Raw genomic sequence first — 17,929 nt, 5'->3', positions numbered from 1 at the left:
AAAGAGGCATGCAATGACGGTTATTCGTAAGCAAGATGTGATCAGCAGTGTCGCTGACGCACTTCAGTACATTTCTTATTATCACCCTTTAGACTTTGTCCAAGCCCTAGAAAAAGCGTACGAGAAAGAAGAGAGCCAAGCAGCTAAAGATGCGATCGCTCAGATTCTTATCAACTCGCGCATGTCTGCGGAAGGCCATCGTCCAATTTGTCAGGATACGGGTATTGTTACTTGTTTCGTGAACATCGGTATGGATGTTAGGTGGGAAACGGATCAAACAGTACAACAGATGGTTGATGAAGGCGTTCGTCAAGCTTACAACAACCCAGATAACCCATTGCGTGCATCTGTCCTAATGGACCCTGCAGGTAAGCGTATTAATACCAAAGACAACACACCAGCGGTTGTCCACATTAATATGGTTCCAGGCAACAAAGTTGAAATTCAAATCGCGGCTAAGGGCGGCGGTTCTGAGAACAAAACCAAGATGGTTATGCTGAACCCTTCTGATGATATTGCAGAATGGGTAGAGAAGACGCTGCCAACAATGGGTGCAGGCTGGTGTCCACCGGGTATGCTAGGTATAGGCATCGGCGGTACGGCTGAGAAAGCAGCTGTGCTAGCGAAAGAATCTTTGATGGAACACATCGATATCCAAGAGCTTATCGAGAAAGGTCCTGAGAACGCAGAAGAAGAGCTTCGTTTAGACATCTTCAACCGTGTAAACAAGCTTGGCATTGGTGCACAAGGTCTTGGCGGTCTCACTACTGTGGTTGATGTAAAAATCAAAACAGCACCAACTCATGCTGCTTCTAAGCCTGTATGTTTGATCCCGAACTGTGCAGCAACGCGTCACGTTCACTTCACACTAGATGGCAGCGGCCCAGCAGAGCTAACGCCACCTAAGTTAGAAGAGTGGCCAGACATCACTTGGGAAGCGGGCGCAAATACACGTCGTGTTAACCTTGATGAAGTGACTAAAGAAGACGTACAAGAGTGGAAGACCGGCGAAACGGTTCTTCTGTCAGGTAAGATCTTAACCGGTCGTGATGCTGCTCATAAACGTATTCAAGGCATGCTAGAAAGCGGCGAAGGCTTACCAGCCGGCGTTGATTTCAAAGGCAAGTTCATTTACTACGTGGGTCCTGTTGATGCTGTAGGTGATGAAGCGGTAGGTCCTGCGGGCCCAACAACTTCAACACGTATGGATAAGTTCACTGACATGATGCTGAACGAAACTGGCATTATGGGCATGATCGGTAAAGCGGAACGTGGCCCTGCAACGGTTGAATCAATCAAAGAGCACAAAGCGGTTTACCTAATGGCGGTTGGTGGTGCAGCTTATTTAGTCGCAAAAGCAATTAAAAAAGCACGCGTTGTTGCGTTTGAAGATCTCGGTATGGAAGCGATTTACGAGTTTGAAGTTGAAGATATGCCTGTAACGGTAGCGGTTGACTCTAACGGCGTGAACGCACACCAGATCGGCCCTGACACGTGGAAAGTGAAGATTGCTGAAGCTGAGAAAGCGTAATTAATCGACGCCAAAAAATCGTAATTGTCGCTAACTTCAGCGTTTGAATTGCAATTTTTGACAGAAAGTTAAAGACAAAAGTGCAGCATTATCTGCACTTTTGTCTTATTATCAATGATATAGTGATAAACACATAGTTTGATATAAGAACATAGGAGAGAGGAATGCCTCGTTTTATTCAGATCCTACAGATTATCTTGGCAGTGGTGATTGGTGCTTTTGTTGGCTACGACCTGATCTTGAAAGGGATCAGTATCTTTGATAATAAATACGTGACGATTACATGTGCGCTTTGGCTAATTGCAGAGATTGCACTGTTTGTTATCTACAAGTTGATTGAAGACGATTAGACGTCGGATATCGTGCAAAAATTCTAAAGCCCCTGATTATGAATGTAGTCAGGGGCTTTTATTCATCTAGCATTAAGAATGTGTATTGCATACTCATCAACATAAGCAAAAGCATACAAACTATCCCAACGGGGAAAGAACATAGGCTTGCCTTTCTATTATCATAACCAGCTAGCCTAACTATCACGGAGTCGTTCAAATGAAACACCTAACTCAAGAAATGAGTGACTTTATAAGCAGAGGAACGGATTCTCATATTCGAGTAGCGGTCACGGGGCTCTCTCGTGCGGGTAAGACAGCATTCATTACTTCGCTGGTTAATCAGCTTCTTCATACGTCTACCCACAAAAACTTGCCACTGCTTGCATCTGCGAGAGATGGAAGAATTATTGGCGCAAAGCGCATCCCGCAACACAACATGATGATTCCACGCTTCTCTTACGATGAAGCGATGGAGTCGTTGAATGCACAGCCACCAGAATGGCCAGTGCCAACGCGTGATGTCAGTGAGATTCGTCTAGCAATCAAATATAAGCCTGCGAAGGGCGCGAAAAAGCTACTGAGTAAAAACAGCACCCTTTATCTCGATATTGTCGATTATCCAGGTGAATGGCTGCTTGATTTGCCGTTACTGGATATGGACTTCGATACCTGGAGCCAATCTCAGTTTGCCGCATTGAAAGGCGACAGAGAAACTTACTCGCAACAGTGGAACGCCATGCGTGGTGATATCGATTTGCTAGCAGAAGCGGACGAAAAGAAACTGGTCGCGATTGCCGATAGCTACACTCAGTACCTTCATACTTGTAAAAGTAACGGACTGCATTGGGTACAACCGGGTCGATTCGTATTACCGGGTGAGCTTGAAGGCGCGCCTGTGTTGCAATTCTTCCCGTGTCTCGCACCTGAGGGTAAGTTCTCAAAAACAAGTAACTATGCAGTACTGAAAGCGCGTTATGAAGAGTATCAACAGAAGGTCGTCAAAGCGTTCTACAAGAATCACTTCGCGACGTTCGACAGACAAATCGTGCTAGTGGATTGCTTACAGCCACTTAATGCGGGCTATGACTCTTTCATGGACATGCGTGGCGCATTAGAACAGTTACTTAAGAGTTTTAAGTACGGTCGAAGCAATATCTTAAGACGTTTATTCGCGCCGAAGATCGACAAGATCTTATTTGCAGCCACTAAAGCTGACCACGTGACACCGGATCAACATCCAAACTTGGTATCGCTGTTACAACAGATGGTACATCCGGCTTGGCAACAGGCGGCGTTTGAACACATCGACATGAGTTGCATGAGTATCGCGTCTATTCAAGCGACCAGCGCGGGTTATATCTCGTCGGGTTCAGACAATGTTCCGGCGTTGCAAGGTGTGACTTTGGATAATGTCCCTCAAACCATGTATCCGGGAGAGGTGCCGCGTAAGTTGCCCAACAAACAGTATTGGGAAACCAACCAGTTTGATTTCACGAGCTTTAGACCGATGGAGCAACATTCCGATGAGCCTTGCCAACATCTAAGAGTCGACAAGGTTTTAGAGTATCTCATTGGCGACAAGTTGAAGTAATTGAGGCAATCAAAATGAGTGAATTAAAAACAAAGCAGGTCTTTAATGAACCGTTGAAGACCTCTTTTGATGAGCAAGACAAGACCGACGTTGGCCCGGATTTAGGTGCTCAACAACTGTTCACAGAGCAAGAGAAATTTGTCCCTGTCGCACCGCAAGTGGAAGCCGAACTTGATGGTGAAGCTGAGCAGCAATTGGAACAAGTGATTCGACCGAGCAAAAAGAAGAAGTGGTTTGGAACGGGTTTATTGGTCGCTTTTTCTGGCCTAGTTGGATGGCAAGCAATTGAATCGGTCATTACCGCAATTCAAACTGCTGATTGGCTTGCGTTAGGTTGGGCAGGCTTTATTGCTGCCATTGCTTCATTGGGTTTAGGCGCAATAGGCAAAGAGCTGTGGAAACTGCGTTCACTTAAAGATCACTTTAGTGTGCAAGAGCAGAGTGAAGAGCTACTCCAAAGTCAAAGTGTCGGCAAGGGCAAAGCGTTCTGTGAAAACATCGCCAAGCAAGGTGGCATTATCGCTGAGTCTCCTTCGTACGATAAGTGGCGAAACAGCATTAACCCAGCACACAGTGATGCAGAAGTGTTGGATATGTACGATGCGTTAGTCGTGAGTCAACAAGACAAAGTAGCGACTCAAATCGTCACTAAGTTTTCGACCGAATCGGCGGCTTTGGTTGCAGTGAGTCCATTGGCGGCGGCTGATATGTTGCTGGTGGCTTGGCGAAATTTCACCATGATCGACAAGCTTGCTGATGTGTATGGCATTGAGCTTGGCTACTGGTCTAGGATTAAGCTATTTAAATTGGTGTTAATCAACATGGCAGCAGCGGGAGCCAGTGAACTCGCAATTGATGCAAGTATGGATCTCGTCTCGATGGATCTTGCAGGCAAAGTCTCAGCTCGAGCAGGGCAGGGGCTAGGTGTTGGTATTCTTACTGCAAGACTGGGTCTAAAAGCCATGACATTGCTTCGACCTATGCCTTGGCATAACGAGAGAAAAGTAAAACTGGCAGACCTCCGCAAAGCCGTCCTTTCAGAAATAAAGCGTATCACTCTCAAATAAAGCATTTAAAGCTCAATAGTTTGAGAAGAAGAGTAAACATATGTTTACTCTTCTTCTTGACTGAACTCAGACCTTAATTCACACTACTGTCAACTTATCCTGACACCTATAATAGGACTATTTGTGCGTCTCGAAGTATTGTGTGAAGACAGACTCGGCTTAACGCGTGAGTTGCTCGATATCTTGGCCTCAAAAAGCATTGATTTAAGAGGAATCGAAATTGATGTTAAAGGTATTATTTATCTAAACTGCCCTGATATTGATTTTGATGCTTTTAGTGAACTTATGGCTGAAATTCGCCGAATTTCAGGTGTGAAGGATGTACGTAAAATCCAATTTATGCCAAGCGAAAGGCATAACACAGAGCTGATTGCTCTGCTGGCAAACCTACCTGATCCTGTGATTGCGATTGACCTTAAAGGCTCAGTCGATATGGCTAACCACGCCGCATTGAGCCTCTTCAACAAACAAGAAGATGAAGTCATCGGTGAACCGCTCGCGACGTTTGTTCCTAGTTTTAACTTTGCTCGTTGGATCGAAGGCGATGTAACGCGCCATCGTGAAGTTGTCGTGTTGGATGGCTTAGATTTCTCTATTGAGATCCTGCCGATTTACCTTGGTGGTGATGTCAACGAAGCGGTACTGGCAAGCGCAGTAATGACGATTCGCTCTTGTAATCAAGAGATGAACTCGCCAGATTCAATCCCAGAACAGAACAACCTAGGTTTCGAACACTTTGTTGGTGTCTCTAATCGCCATAAAGCCTTGATCAGCCAAGCTAAGAAATTGGCTATGCTGGATCAGCCTCTATTAATTGAAGGCGATACAGGTACAGGCAAAGAGATGTTGGCGAAAGCGTGTCATAACCGTTCTAATCGTTCTTCTTTCCCATTCTTGATTCTAAGCTGTGCATCGATGCCTGATGACGTAGCGGAAACCGAATTGTTTGGTCATGCGCCGGGTTCATTCAACCATGAGCAAGGTCATAAAGGCATTTTCGAGCAAGCGAATGGCGGTACGGTATTTTTAGATGAAATTGGCGAGATGAGCCCGCATCTACAAATCAAACTGCTGCGTTTCCTACAAGATGGTTCATTCCGTCGTGTTGGTGAAGAAGAAGAGATGCACGCTGATGTTCGTATTATTGCATCAACGCGTCATCGTCTTTCTGAATTAGCAGACTCGGGTTCGTTCCGTGAAGATTTGTTCTATCGCTTGAATGTACTGACTCTGTCTATTCCAGCATTGCGTGAACGCTCAAACGACGTAGCACCGCTGTTGGAATTGTTCGTTGCAAAGTACGCACAGCAATTAGGTATGTTAAAACCAAAACTGACTCAAGAGTTAATCGACCAGCTTGGTAATTACCAATGGCCGGGCAACATTCGTCAATTGGACAACATGGTTCTTCGTGCGCTAACAGAGTTGGACTCAGACACACTAACGGTTGAGCAATTCCATTTGCCACAGCTTGAAACAATGACAGCTGGAATGGCGAACCTGAGCTTAGACGGCTCGCTCGATGAAATCATGAAAGACTACGAATCTCAGATTCTAGAAAAGCTTTACCAGTCTTTCCCATCAAGCCGTAAGCTAGCAAAACGTTTGAATGTATCTCATACCTCAATTGCGAATAAGCTTCGTGACTACGGTATCAGAAAGAACTGATCGAATAAGAACAAGATTATGGAAGATTTGAGTACACCAGAGCGCATTTATAAGCATGATGGTAATCTGATTCTACGCACGGCTGAAATCGATGATGCTGGCATGATCAGCGAGTACTTTCAGGTTAACAGAGAGTATCTGAAACCTTGGGAACCGATTCGCGAAGACGCGTTCTTTGATAGAGCGAGTTGGGCGCAGCGACTGATCAAGTTAAACGAGCTTCATAAAATGGGGCTAGGCTATTACTGTTTACTGATTAACGCTGACTCTAATGAAATGTTAGGCACCATATCGTTCAGTAATTTGTCGCGTTTCCCGTTCTACGCTTGTAATGTCGGTTACTCATTGGCGCAAAATGCACAGGGCCACGGTTACATGCGCAGAGGCTTGAGCATGGCCAAAGACTACATGTTTGATGTGCAGAACATGCATCGCTTAATGGCGGGTTACATGCCTCACAACGAACGTAGCGCTGGTGTATTAGAACATCTTGGTTTTGTTCGAGAAGGTTTTGCTAAAGATTACCTACAGATTAACGGTAAATGGGAAGACCATATACTAACGGCATTAGTTAACCCAAATTGGGAAGATAGACGCGCTGTATAGAGATCAATAGTCATTAGGCGTAAGTACCAATTAAGCGTAAATACAGATTTAGAGGCAGTGACGACATAGATAAAATGAAACCGTCACTGCATCAAAAAGAACAGATAGGCATGGTAAATCCATCAGCCTGAGAAGATATTTGAGGAATTTTGATGTCATACACAACTTTGGACGAATACCAAAGAAAATGGATTTTCACACACCAGTCAATGCCGCTGCCGGCAGAGGACTTGGAAAAGATTAAGCCAATGACACAGGCGAGAGCTTCTCAGTTCTGGAAAGAGAACGTGAGCCCTCAAAGCCCAGACGCAGAACGACTGAGCTCGCAAGACTGGCCAAGCAAAGCATCGAACTGGAATGAAGAGATCAGTTGGATGGCGCATTGGGAAGCGGATGAGCCTGAAATGCCAGAAGAGATTCTTAACTTTATTGATTGGCAAGATGACGTAACTGTTTATTTTTGTTACGAAAAGTACAATGTTCTTGAAACCAAATGGGCGATTTTCAAGAAGCATTGGAAGAACTTCTTGTTCTACGATGATGGCCCGATTCTAATCGGTCGTCGTCGTTCAGAAGCCCTTTGGTTTGCTACCAATGGCAAGGTGAAAATTGGTAACCGTGCTTAACCTCGGTGTGATTTAATCGAGCTAGTGCTGGTAATCCGAGCAACAGATAGATGAACAAAAAGCGAGCATCGAGCTCGCTTTTTTTGTGCCTAATGATCTTCGAAGATCATGGGGAAAGACCCACTATTTGAGCCCAACTAAAGGTGACCATATCCACTCATTTAAAGCGAGTGAATTACGAAATTGAGATCGCTATCTCATTGGGTTAGTTGAAGTTTCATGGGGTTGAGCTATCTTTATATTACTGCCTTAGTGGAGGTGAAGTATTATGATTTGGGATACTCTCGAACGTGTAAATAAACTTCGCAAGGAAGCAATGGAGGATCCAGAGTTTTTGGATTCAGCAAAAATGCATGAGGAATGGCTTTTAAGCGAAACTCATAATCAATCGAACAAAGGAGCAAAAGAGAATAAACCGAAAAAACTATCTGACATTTATGAAAATACGGATTTTCCTATCAACCCAACTGGAACCAAACATTAACAATGATGAACTGCAACACGGCTAAGGCTCTTAACCAAAAAGCTATAAGTCGATTACACATACCAGCCTTAAGCCACCAATAAAAAAGCCACTTTCAACGAATCGAAAGTGGCTTTTTCTTTTCTTGCTAGCTTCTTTACCATTAGCAACGAAAGCTAATCGTTTTCAAACCTAGTTATTGATTAGGCTTAATCCGCTTGGTAACGCATCACCAAACACACGCTTAGATTCACTCTCAGAAAGCTCAGTCACTTCACTCACTAGTGTTAACCATGAGTCAGGTACCTTGCTTTGCTTAAGCTTCTCAATCACTTGATTGCGATAGTCGTCAGAGATATCAAACTGACGGTCACCGGTTTTTCGACAAATCATCACCGCTGCGAAGGCGATCATCTGCTCTTTCTGCCAGTTCTGTTCAAGCAGTTTTGGTAACCACTGTTCAGCTTGCTCTCTAGGAATTACGCTGTGTTGGCTGCCATACAAAGGCGTTCTTGATGCTAATCGTCCTAGCGCCCACCAGTGAGCCTGTTCAAATTGGTTATGGTTGATCGCTTTGCTTAAGAACCAACTTGCCAGCAGCACTTTGTCTTCAACCTCAAGTTGCTCAAGTGACGCCGCTAAACGGACCATGGCTTCATAACCATTATCTTGCGCATCTTTGGCTGTCTTAGGGTTCTTCATTGCACCTGGGTGAAGGTATTTAGCGATGTCAGCCAAGATACTCTCTTGCTGCTCTTGGTTTAGCCCACCAGCGACACGACGCCAGAATACCCACCAGTCTGTCCAGCCTTGGTGGTTCTTGAACTGAATGTTCTGTTGGTAAAGGCCCCAAATCTGTTCGATACGCCATGAGTCAGTCGGATCGCCAAAGCCAGGACGTAGCGAGTATCCCGCCAAACGTAGCCAGTTCTTCTCGTGTGCTTCTGAGCGGCGACGACGTTTACGACCTAATGAGAAGGTATCAAATAGATGACGAAGGGTCGTGAAGTCCCATTCATCGCGTTTACCTAGTCGCTTCTCAAGATCTTTCGATAGTGTTTTGATCTCTTTCGATTCAGCACTCTTCTTGTTGCCGCTGTACAGGCGAGAAATCAACTCCTTACACTCTTCCAATCTTGGGTGAAGCGCGGAGGTATCAGATTCATCGCCTTGCTTGTTTCTGACTTCGAATTCGAGTAACCAGCGCTTAGAGTCATCTTCTATACTCACACACTCCATTTTCAATGTGCCGACTTCGGTTAACTGACAAGCGAGCAGTACTTCAACACGCTCTTTTTGGTTGGCTTGAAGTTCTGCAGTACCTGAGCCTTCCAGCGTAGAAATATACGGTGGGAGAGGGGAGAACAAGTCGGCATCCACATTGACCATCACACCGTTTTGAATGGCGGTGTCATGAGCAATTTGATCGTGTGTTGAAGTCAGAAGATTAAATCGTACTGGCTCACCTAAAGTCAGCGAGAAACGACGGCTGTTCAAGCGTATCTCTTGGCCTTCTTCGGTTCCTTTGGCAAGCAGACAAAGCGCTTTACCCATCTTGTTTTTCTCTTGCAGATGCAAGAAGTAAGAACGGGCAGCACCGCCACCGATTTTCAGCTGTGCACCGCGGCGTGCTTTACCAAAGGCAACCGCGCCAAGGGCAACAGACCAATCTGGATGAGGGTTATCAAGCACTGTGATAGGAGAACCGTTCCAGTTGCCCAGTAGCTGAGTAATTCGCTCTGTTACCAGTTCACTGTTAAACACACCACCATTGAGCAGCACGCCAACTGGAATTGCAGGTTTGGTGTCATCGAACTCAATAGAGTCTGAGTTTTCCAATGCGGCTTTAGACACTTGTTGGTGCGTTGCTAGGAATTCTGCAACGTGCTTACTCACCGCAGGGTCAGCCACGTAAGGCAGACCAAACTCAACCACAGCACTGCGGCGTTTGTCGGGTGTTTCAGTAAACTCAGAAAGCGGGAAGAAACCTTCCAATGCGATTTGATGGACTTCTTGTTTAGTTAAACCAATACTCTTAGTACCGCCAAGCAGTTTTGAACCGCTGCCCAGCATGGTGATCTTTACATCATCGGGCGCATTGGCAGAAAGCAGGCTCTCTTTTGCGGCGCGAGTCTGTTGAATCAGTTTGGTTAGGCTAGAGGCATTGAGCTTTTTGTTTTGATTGAAGCGTTGCTCAGCGAGGTGAGCAAGCGCTAAATCGAGGTTGTCACCACCGAGCATCAAGTGTTCTCCAACGCCAATACGGTCGAGTGCGAGCTCGTTATTACCGTCGGTGTTCGCATCGAATTTGGCTTCAATTAAGCTTAAATCGGTGGTACCACCTCCAACATCACACACTAGAATCAGTGGGATTTGTTGAAGTTCATCTGCTGCGGTTTGTTGGTGACGGGCATACCAGTCATAACAAACGGCTTGCGGCTCTTCGAGTAATAGAATCTTACCTAAGCCCGCCAGTTCTGCGGCTTCGAGTGTTAGCTTACGTGCTGTCTCATCGAAGGAAGCAGGAACGGTAACCACAACATCTTGGTCTTCCAGCTTGTTGCTCGGGTTACGGTAGTTCCATGCTTGGCGAATGTGGTTGAGGTAGCTTGCACTCGCCACAACTGGCGAGACTTTATCGACATCAGCTGCGCCAGCCCAAGGCAGAATATCGGAGTTACGATCAACCGCTTGGTGTGATAGCCAACTCTTAGCACTCGATACTTGGCGGCCTTCAACCTTAGCGCCTAATTCACGTGCCCATTCACCGACGATAACGTTCTTAATATCGCCTTCAACGGGGCTTGGTTCCCATGGCATTGTCAGGTCAGAAGGGGAGATTTGACCTTGTGCTGGGTGGTAACGAAAGGATGGGAGTAAGGGCTTGCGAACCACTTCACCGGGGCCGATGAGTTGGTCAATATCGAAAAGAGAAACGGGAGCATGTTGTAGGTCGTCGTTGATTTCACAGTAAGCGACAACCGTATTGGTTGTACCTAAGTCAATGCCGACTAAAAAACGAGGAGTTGCCATACAAAACCTTATTCTTCCAGAGTGATGACCAGTTTTTTGATAGCTTTGGTCTTATTGTTGTTATTCGTAAACGTCATTCCTGAGAAACAGGCAGGACTAGATTGAGAAATGCATTGATAAAGTAACGGCACCCGCTAAGGTGCCGTTGATTCATTATGCTTGTTCGTTTGAGTCGTTATTTGAGTCTTCACGAACGTCGAACTCAACGTGCCACTTCTGACCGTTGTCAGTAGCAATCGCTTCTAGGTGTAAGGTGCCTAGCTCAGTAACGCGAGAAGCCAAAGTCACTGGAACCACTTCACCTTCGCGACGGCCTTCAGAAACAGGTAGCGTCACTTGGATTTCAGGAAGCTCATCAAGCTCTTCAGGCGCCCAGTGATCAAGGTGCGTACCCGCTTCATCTTCACGACGAATGGTTGAACCGAAGAACTGGAAGTGTACTGGCTGACCAATCACTAGACCGAATTCTTGGCTAGGTACTTGTACGCTTGAACCTTCTTCCATACCAAATGGTGCAACACACAAAGCTTCCATCGGAGGAGCCATACCTGGGATAGCTGGCATCGCGCTTTCAATTCCTACGTAGTAAGAAGAAGCGATACCACCGCGGATACGAACGCCTTGGCCACGACGAACTGCGCCGTAGTATGAAGCGCCACTTGCAACCGCTAGGTCTAAATCTAAACCTGAAAGCTGTTTTGCGAACTCTTCGTCAGCATTGATCAACCATTCGTTGATCGTATCTGAAAGACGATCAGCAAGTAGGTTCGATTTTAGAACACCACCATTGAACAGGATTGCTGTTGGCTTGATGAAGTCTGCCGCTGGCGCTTCTGACCCTTGCGTACCGGGCATACCGGGCATGTTTGCAAACGGGTTGAAATCTTGCTGAGCCGTTTCGCTATTTCCAGAAAGCGCGTTCGCTTGCTTAGAAAGGAATGCGGCAATGTGACGAGTGATACCTGCGTCTTGAGCGTAAGGCAGACCCATTTGAGTCAGTGCGCCACGTGTCTTTTGTACAGGGTGCTCAGTCACGGCTACTTTCGGGAAGAAGCCATCAACCAATGTTTGTTGTACTTCTTGCTGAGTCAGTTCTGTTTTCAGTGTTGCGCCAAGCAGTTTAGAACCACGGCTTGGAACAACGATAGGCACAGATTGCAGTTCAGCATCGTTAAGCAGTGCTTCTTTCGCATCACGACATGCGTGAGTCATCGCTTGAACCTGCCAAGGAGCCAGTTCTTTGCCTTCTTGCGCCAGTTTCATTTTCAGACGGTAAGCCAGTGCTAAGTCCATGTTGTCGCCGCCAAGTAGGATGTGTTCACCTACTGCGATACGGTTCAGGCTTAGGTTACCGTCATCTTGTGTTACTTCAACTAACGAAAGGTCGGTTGTACCACCACCGATATCGACAACAAGAACGATGTCACCAACGTTTACTTCATCACGCCATGTGTCGTTGCTGTTATCAATCCAGCTGTAAAGAGCCGCTTGTGGCTCTTCAAGAAGCGTTAGGTGAGTGAAACCGACATTACGTGCAGCTTCTGCTGTTAGGTCACGAGCCGCAGGATCAAACGAAGCTGGAACCGTGATCGTTACATCTTGGTCTGCCAGTTTGTGTTCTGGGTTTGCGTGGTTCCATGCGTCTTTAAGATGCTCAAGGTACAATTCAGTTGTCTTAAGTGGAGATACTTTTTCAACTTCTTCAGGGCTGCCTGCAGGAAGGAAAGCATCGCGACGGTTAACACCACCGTGGCATAACCAAGATTTTGCACTTGCTACCAAACGGATAGGGGTTTTAGAACCAAGGTTACGAGCAATTGCACCCACTAGCGCTTTTGGCTCTGAAGACCAAGGAAGAACGCGAGAGCCCGCATTCATTTCATGTTCGTGCGGTTGGTATAGGAACGAGCCAAGTTGGCTGCGAGTTTCTACTGTACCTGGCGCCGTCAGTTGAGGGATTTGCATCACCTCAACGCGAGCGTCTTCATTGCTTGTGTCTATGTAAGACAAAACGCAATGTGTAGTACCTAAATCGATACCAACACTGAACTTGGGTACCTGGTTTTGCTCTTGAGAAGATGGCTCTTGAGCTGAATGACTTTGGTGTTCCATTATAGCTCCACCTCTGCCGGTGCAATTACAGATGCATCGTAGTTTTCAGCAAGCTTAGGCAGGTTCATGTCAGTTGCTTTCCAACCTTTGTGAACTAGTGTGCCGTTGAATGGTGCATTGCCCGTTACGTTGCCAGTTAGGCGAATTTCTTGAGGGTTGAAACCTTCAGCGATAGTGATACGTGTTTCTTCATCTTCAGTGCGGATGTGAGACAGCGTTACGTAATCAGCCAATACTTTTTGACCGCCAGTGTGAATAACACGAGCTGCTGCGCCAACTTCTTCATCAGAGAATGACGTTAGGTCTTCTTTTAAGAAGTCGATAAGGCGCGCTTCTTGCTGCATGATAGACAGTAGCTGCATTGCAGAGTCTGTTGGTGCTGTAGCAAGCTTAGATTCAACTTCTACTACTTTTTCGATCACACGTTCAACTTCTACTACTTTCTCTACTTCGACAATTTTCTCAACTGGCTTTTCAACTTCAACGACCTTTTCTACTGGTTTTTCTACGACTTTCTCAACCACTTTGGTTTTACGAGAAACGGCAATTAACAGTAGTAAAACGCTTGATGCAGTTAGGCCTGCGTGAAGCATATCAAACGTTTGTGGGATTAGGTTCAAATCAACGATCATAGTGATTTCTCTTTAAAATTGATTTAACGGTATATTCGTCGGTTCAAAGGAATATACAGGTTGGAAAGAAACTCATTGGCACTAAGCCGAAACGGTCACTTTCAAGCTATAAATATGGATGGATACTAGCATATTCAAGGCTTAAGAGTGGTATTTAATGTTTTTAATCAAGTGGGTTTTTGGTGTGTTAGCTTGAAATTTAGTCGAGATTCGGTCGAATATTGGTCGTCGATGTGAGGGCAAGGTAAACAATGCCCGTTTTATGTCAGTTTTAAGACTAAACAGAAATAGAGCATGATTCCCTTCCGTTATATACTTTTAACTCATTAGAGACTATTTGGAAGCCACATGCCGCACACTACCGACCCACTTACAGGGTTGAAGAGACGAACTCTCCCATTGGTCGTATTTTTGGTCAGTTTTTTGATTACTGTGTTGTGTTTTATATTAGTCGCGTTAAACCAAAACCGCGCGTTAAATATGAATTTGGATAGCTTTACTACTCACCAGACACTGAGTTTGGAAGCGTTTATCGCTAATGACGTGGCTTACATTGGTTCTGGTGCTAATTTTTTCTACGCAAATGATCCTGAAAACTGGGATAAGTTTGATCGTTTTGCACAACAAACGATTAATGTTTCAAAAAGTCTAATTGGCTTGCAGTGGATGCAAAAAGTGGCAGCAGACGAGATTGCCGAGCATACCGCTAAGATGAAAGAAAAATACCCGTCTTACGAGCTGTTCACTATTCCAAAACACGAAGCCAAAGTCTTTGGTTACATCTTAGATGGTGAGCCGGCGTTCATTGCTAGTGACCTGTATCCCAACACACAAGCAAACGACAATGTACTTGGCTTTTATTTTTCTCGTGAGCGCTTCAAGCTGGTTTTAGATAATATTAAACAGACACGTAAAGCGAATATTTCAGACAAAGTTCGCTTGCTTCAAGACGGCTTAGATCAAAATACACCAAAGACCGGCATGTTGGTTTATCACCCTGTGTTTGAAGGCGAAAGCGATAATCTACTTGGCGTTGTGATTGGTGTGGTTCGAACGACTTACTACTTTGAAAATCTACTGGCTTCGGCAGTGGGAGACATGGATGTCTATATTCGTGTTACCGATACGGGTTTCGAAGCAGAAAACTCCCCAATATTGTTTGAAACCGAGGGTTATGAAGCGGTATCTGGGCACCACATTACCAAAACAATCTCACTGACCAATCGAGATTGGAAGGTCGATTACAAAATAGATTCATGCATCTCTTTCTATGGTTATCTGGTGTTAACCGGAATCGCGTTAGTCGGAACAACTATCTCATTGCTGTTGGCGTATATCGTTAATATGCAAATCCGAGAGAAAGAGCGCTTGTATCAAATGCTTGATAAAAGAACAGAAGAGCTTCGTTTTCTAGCCAACCACGACAGCCTGACCGAGGTTTATAACCGACGTGCTTTCAATAAGATGTTAGATAAAGCGATACAGCGAAATGAACCCTTTAGTCTCATCGGATTTGATGTCGACAAGTTCAAAGGCATTAACGACCAATTCGGTCACCCTGCAGGGGATGCTTTACTCATTCATGTAATTAAATTGATTTCAGTGAGCTTGAAAGAGGGGGATAACCTGTTTCGTATAGGTGGAGATGAGTTCTGTATCATTTCTAGTATTACAAACCATGAAGCCCTAGAACGATACTTACAATGTATTCTAAGAACAGTGAGCCAGTCTCATTGTGAGCACAAAGGTCGACAGCTCAGTTGTACTTTGAGTATTGGTGCTGCTATTTACGCTAATGAAAACACGGAAGAGATTCTGCAAAAAACAGACAGTATGCTCTATCAAAGTAAGTCGAATGGCCGAAATCGAGTGACAATTGCAGGCTAAATGAGCACTTGATACAACTAGGGTCGAGTTCTGTATTGGGCTCATGTACAATTTCATAAAATTTTTGACGAGAGAATTAGGCGACGTATGAATCACAATCGAGTTGTGTGTTTCGATTTGGAAATGTGCTGTTGGAGCGAAGACGGTGTGGGAACAACAGGAGAGATCATTGAAGTTGGTCTTGCTGAGATTGATCTAGCATCCGGTACTATCGTGAAGCGAGCACAATACTACGTTAAGCCAGAGAAAGACGAAGTCTCTCTATTCTGTGCCGAGTTAACGGGCATTACACCTCGTAAAATCGAAAAGCAGGGTCGCCCATTAGAGTCTGTCATCAAGTCGATGATTAAGAACTTTGGTGGTCCCAAAAAAATCTACGCAGCGTGGGGACGTGACGACCTTATCTTACACAAAGAGTGTATTGAAAAAGGCATCGAGCCTCCGTTTAGCGAGTTCTTAAACATCGCAACGCTTTACCGTGTTCAGAATCGCTTGAAAGACAAACGCATTGGTCACCGCGCTGCTCAAGAAGCCAAAAATATTGAGTGGGAAGGTCGTCAGCACTCGGGTTATGTCGATGCTTATAATCTTGCGAAACTCACATTAACTATGTTGTAGCTAAATTTTTAGCTCCTCTCAGCCCTGTTTAGTCAGCTTTCAGTTTACCGATTCAAAAAAGCGACCGGTTTCTTAACCCGTCGCTTTTATTTATTTCAGTTTCCAATTCATTATTTCAGGCACTAATTTTCGCCTAAAACACTTAACTTACTCTTGATGAAGTCACAGTGGTCGACGTAGAGCAGTTCTGCTGTTTTACGGATCACAGAATCTTCGATAGGGTCAATTTCCCCGTCGGCCTGCGCTACTTCCCACATCGCTTTGATTAAGTCGATTCGCACTGGCTGAGATAGGTCTCTGAGTTGCGATGTAAAGTCATACAGCGATACTGATTGCTCTACTTTCGGCTCTGCTTGCGCGAGCAGTACCTTTGCTTGTTCTTCATCTAAATCCAGCAAACGCTGCAGAAGCTGTAGCTTAGCGACTCTTTCTGATTCATTGATCTGATGGTCGGCACCCGCGACTTCACACAACAAACTCGCGATGGCGATATTAGGTGATGTGCCTTGGTTTTTGCTTAGGTCCTGGCCTTCAATCAATTGTTTAAACATTGATGTGAGAGAATTGAACATAACGAGCTCCAGTTAAAATTTGTATCGAGTTCCGTAACGCTGATAGCTATCAACTATAAACATAACTATTGGGTCTACAGAGTGTGACCGCAAGCGTCTTTACTAAAAACTGACATTACGGATACGCGAGCGATAAGGAGCATTTTATCAATCGGGCTCTGGGAAACGGGTAATTTTACCGTCGCCACTGAGTGTCGTGATCGATTGCGGTTTCCCATCAGTGTCTAGCCTCAATTCTCCAATCGCACTGCGGTTTGAAAGGCGATAGAAGGTCTGATTGTCAGGGCTTCGCTTTTCGATCTTCAAGCGTTTACGCTTAGTGAAGTAGTTCAAAACTGAGCGAGGGCTGTATAACAGGCGGTCCCATACATCGCAGAATTTAAGCAGCGGAGCAGGGAACTGATTTTTAATACCACTGCAGGTGATTTGATAGATGTTCGGGCTGTTGCGACGATACCTAAGCTTGATGTCATAAGCGAAGGAGTAGTGAACATCGCCAGAAAGTACCACGAAGTTGGTCGGTGTTTTGGTATGGGTAAAGATGCTGATCAGCGTATTAGCACTGCCCGGATGTGCCATCCAGTTTTCAGCGTCAATCACTAATGGCTTGCCGATTGTGGTCGCCATCTTTTGCAGTGTTTCAATAAACTTCACGCCAAACATCGGTGCAGCAGAAACGATCACCACTTTATCTTGATTCATTAACTGATGTTGAAACTCAATCAAGGCTTCCCAGTCCATTAAACCTGAAGGCTTATTCATGCGTGACTCTGAACGCCAACGACGCGTACGAGTATCCAACACAATTACTTTGGGTGAAGTCTCTATTGTGTAATGCCATTCTTCAAAGCGACTCAGCATCTCAATGAAGGCTTGATGCTTGTCTGGCTCGATGTTGCCAATAGAGTGAGTAGTCGCTGCATTGCCGGCTTCATTATGAGTTTGTTTACTAATGCGCGGTTGTTTAGTAATGAGCGGTTGAGCGACAAAAAGCTGTTTTGCTTGCTCGATAAACGTTTCATCGAAGCTCTCCGGTTTGTTACCCCAACCTTGACACATCCAGTAAGCCGCAAGGCCGTTACCAATGACTTGGGTCGCGAACTGGTTTTGGTCGACGGCATGCTCCCAACCCACGGTAAGGTTCCAATCATCCGTCACATCGTGATCATCGAAGTGTGATTACCGAGGGAG

General features: G+C 45.3%; 14 protein-coding genes and 1 pseudogene. 10 read left to right on the top strand and 5 right to left on the bottom strand.

Annotation, left to right across the window (positions count from 1 at the left end):
- Positions 1–13 precede the first annotated feature (13 nt).
- The 8 genes from AB4583_RS08005 to AB4583_RS07970 all read left to right on the top strand — a co-directional run bounded on the left by AB4583_RS08005 (position 14) and on the right by AB4583_RS07970 (position 7,905).
- A complete protein-coding gene (locus tag AB4583_RS08005; protein ID WP_017068776.1) occupies positions 14–1,531 on the top strand; it encodes a fumarate hydratase in 1,518 nt (505 codons plus the stop codon).
- A 164-nt stretch (positions 1,532–1,695) separates the two neighbouring features.
- Positions 1,696–1,881 (top strand): hypothetical protein, encoded by a 186-nt coding sequence (locus tag AB4583_RS08000; RefSeq protein ID WP_004734731.1) that lies wholly within the window; start codon positions 1,696–1,698, stop codon positions 1,879–1,881.
- 199 nt (positions 1,882–2,080) lie between these two features.
- Positions 2,081–3,454, top strand: a complete 1,374-nt coding sequence (locus tag AB4583_RS07995) for a YcjX family protein (RefSeq protein ID WP_017068777.1) — start codon at positions 2,081–2,083, stop codon at positions 3,452–3,454.
- A 14-nt stretch (positions 3,455–3,468) separates the two neighbouring features.
- Complete coding sequence (locus AB4583_RS07990; RefSeq protein ID WP_017068778.1) at positions 3,469–4,521, top strand: YcjF family protein; 1,053 nt, start codon at positions 3,469–3,471, stop codon at positions 4,519–4,521.
- 123 nt (positions 4,522–4,644) lie between these two features.
- Entirely contained in the window at positions 4,645–6,189 is a 1,545-nt protein-coding gene (gene tyrR / locus AB4583_RS07985) for a transcriptional regulator TyrR (protein ID WP_017060431.1), read from the top strand.
- A gap of 18 nt (positions 6,190–6,207) precedes the next feature.
- Entirely contained in the window at positions 6,208–6,795 is a 588-nt protein-coding gene (gene rimJ, locus AB4583_RS07980) for a ribosomal protein S5-alanine N-acetyltransferase (RefSeq protein WP_372116978.1), read from the top strand.
- Positions 6,796–6,947: 152 nt separating this feature from the next.
- A complete protein-coding gene (locus tag AB4583_RS07975) occupies positions 6,948–7,421 on the top strand; it encodes a DUF2947 domain-containing protein (RefSeq protein WP_017060433.1) in 474 nt (157 codons plus the stop codon).
- Positions 7,422–7,689: 268 nt separating this feature from the next.
- Positions 7,690–7,905, top strand: a complete 216-nt coding sequence (locus AB4583_RS07970) for a hypothetical protein (protein ID WP_017065431.1) — start codon at positions 7,690–7,692, stop codon at positions 7,903–7,905.
- A 171-nt stretch (positions 7,906–8,076) separates the two neighbouring features.
- On the opposite strand, the gene AB4583_RS07965 is transcribed toward AB4583_RS07970, so the two are convergent.
- The 3 genes from AB4583_RS07965 to AB4583_RS07955 all read right to left on the bottom strand — a co-directional run bounded on the left by AB4583_RS07965 (position 8,077) and on the right by AB4583_RS07955 (position 13,661).
- Entirely contained in the window at positions 8,077–10,917 is a 2,841-nt protein-coding gene (locus AB4583_RS07965) for an Hsp70 family protein (protein ID WP_017068780.1), read from the bottom strand.
- 153 nt (positions 10,918–11,070) lie between these two features.
- Positions 11,071–13,029, bottom strand: coding sequence for an Hsp70 family protein (locus AB4583_RS07960; protein ID WP_017060435.1), 1,959 nt, complete (start codon positions 13,027–13,029; stop codon positions 11,071–11,073).
- Positions 13,029–13,661 carry a DUF2760 domain-containing protein gene (locus AB4583_RS07955; protein ID WP_017060436.1) on the bottom strand — a complete coding sequence of 211 codons (633 nt, stop codon included), beginning with the start codon at positions 13,659–13,661 and terminating at the stop codon, positions 13,029–13,031. The genes AB4583_RS07960 and AB4583_RS07955 overlap by 1 nt, the downstream gene beginning before the upstream one ends.
- A 348-nt stretch (positions 13,662–14,009) precedes the next feature.
- Between AB4583_RS07955 and AB4583_RS07950 the strand changes: the two genes are divergently transcribed.
- Together AB4583_RS07950 and AB4583_RS07945 are read left to right on the top strand one after the other, a co-directional pair.
- Complete coding sequence (locus AB4583_RS07950) at positions 14,010–15,548, top strand: sensor domain-containing diguanylate cyclase (protein ID WP_017068783.1); 1,539 nt, start codon at positions 14,010–14,012, stop codon at positions 15,546–15,548.
- Between the two features lie 87 nt (positions 15,549–15,635).
- Positions 15,636–16,166: a 3'-5' exonuclease gene (locus AB4583_RS07945; protein WP_017068784.1), complete on the top strand. Its 531-nt coding sequence runs from the start codon at positions 15,636–15,638 to the stop codon at positions 16,164–16,166.
- Positions 16,167–16,288: 122 nt separating this feature from the next.
- On the opposite strand, the gene AB4583_RS07940 is transcribed toward AB4583_RS07945, so the two are convergent.
- Together AB4583_RS07940 and AB4583_RS07935 are read right to left on the bottom strand one after the other, a co-directional pair.
- The gene (locus AB4583_RS07940; RefSeq protein WP_372051707.1) at positions 16,289–16,738 is read right to left on the bottom strand and encodes a TerB family tellurite resistance protein; all 450 of its coding nucleotides are present in this window, start codon (positions 16,736–16,738) and stop codon (positions 16,289–16,291) included.
- 147 nt (positions 16,739–16,885) lie between these two features.
- Positions 16,886–17,911, bottom strand: a pseudogene (locus AB4583_RS07935) (alkaline phosphatase family protein); the annotation flags it as partial.
- Positions 17,912–17,929: the final 18 nt, after the last annotated feature.

The sequence above is a fragment of the Vibrio sp. 10N.222.49.C12 genome (assembly GCF_041475025.1).
In the GTDB taxonomy this organism is placed as follows: Bacteria; Pseudomonadota; Gammaproteobacteria; order Enterobacterales; family Vibrionaceae; genus Vibrio; species Vibrio crassostreae_C.
The sequence above is the reverse complement of the archived record's forward strand: the minus strand, read 5'-3'. Positions and strand labels throughout refer to the sequence as shown.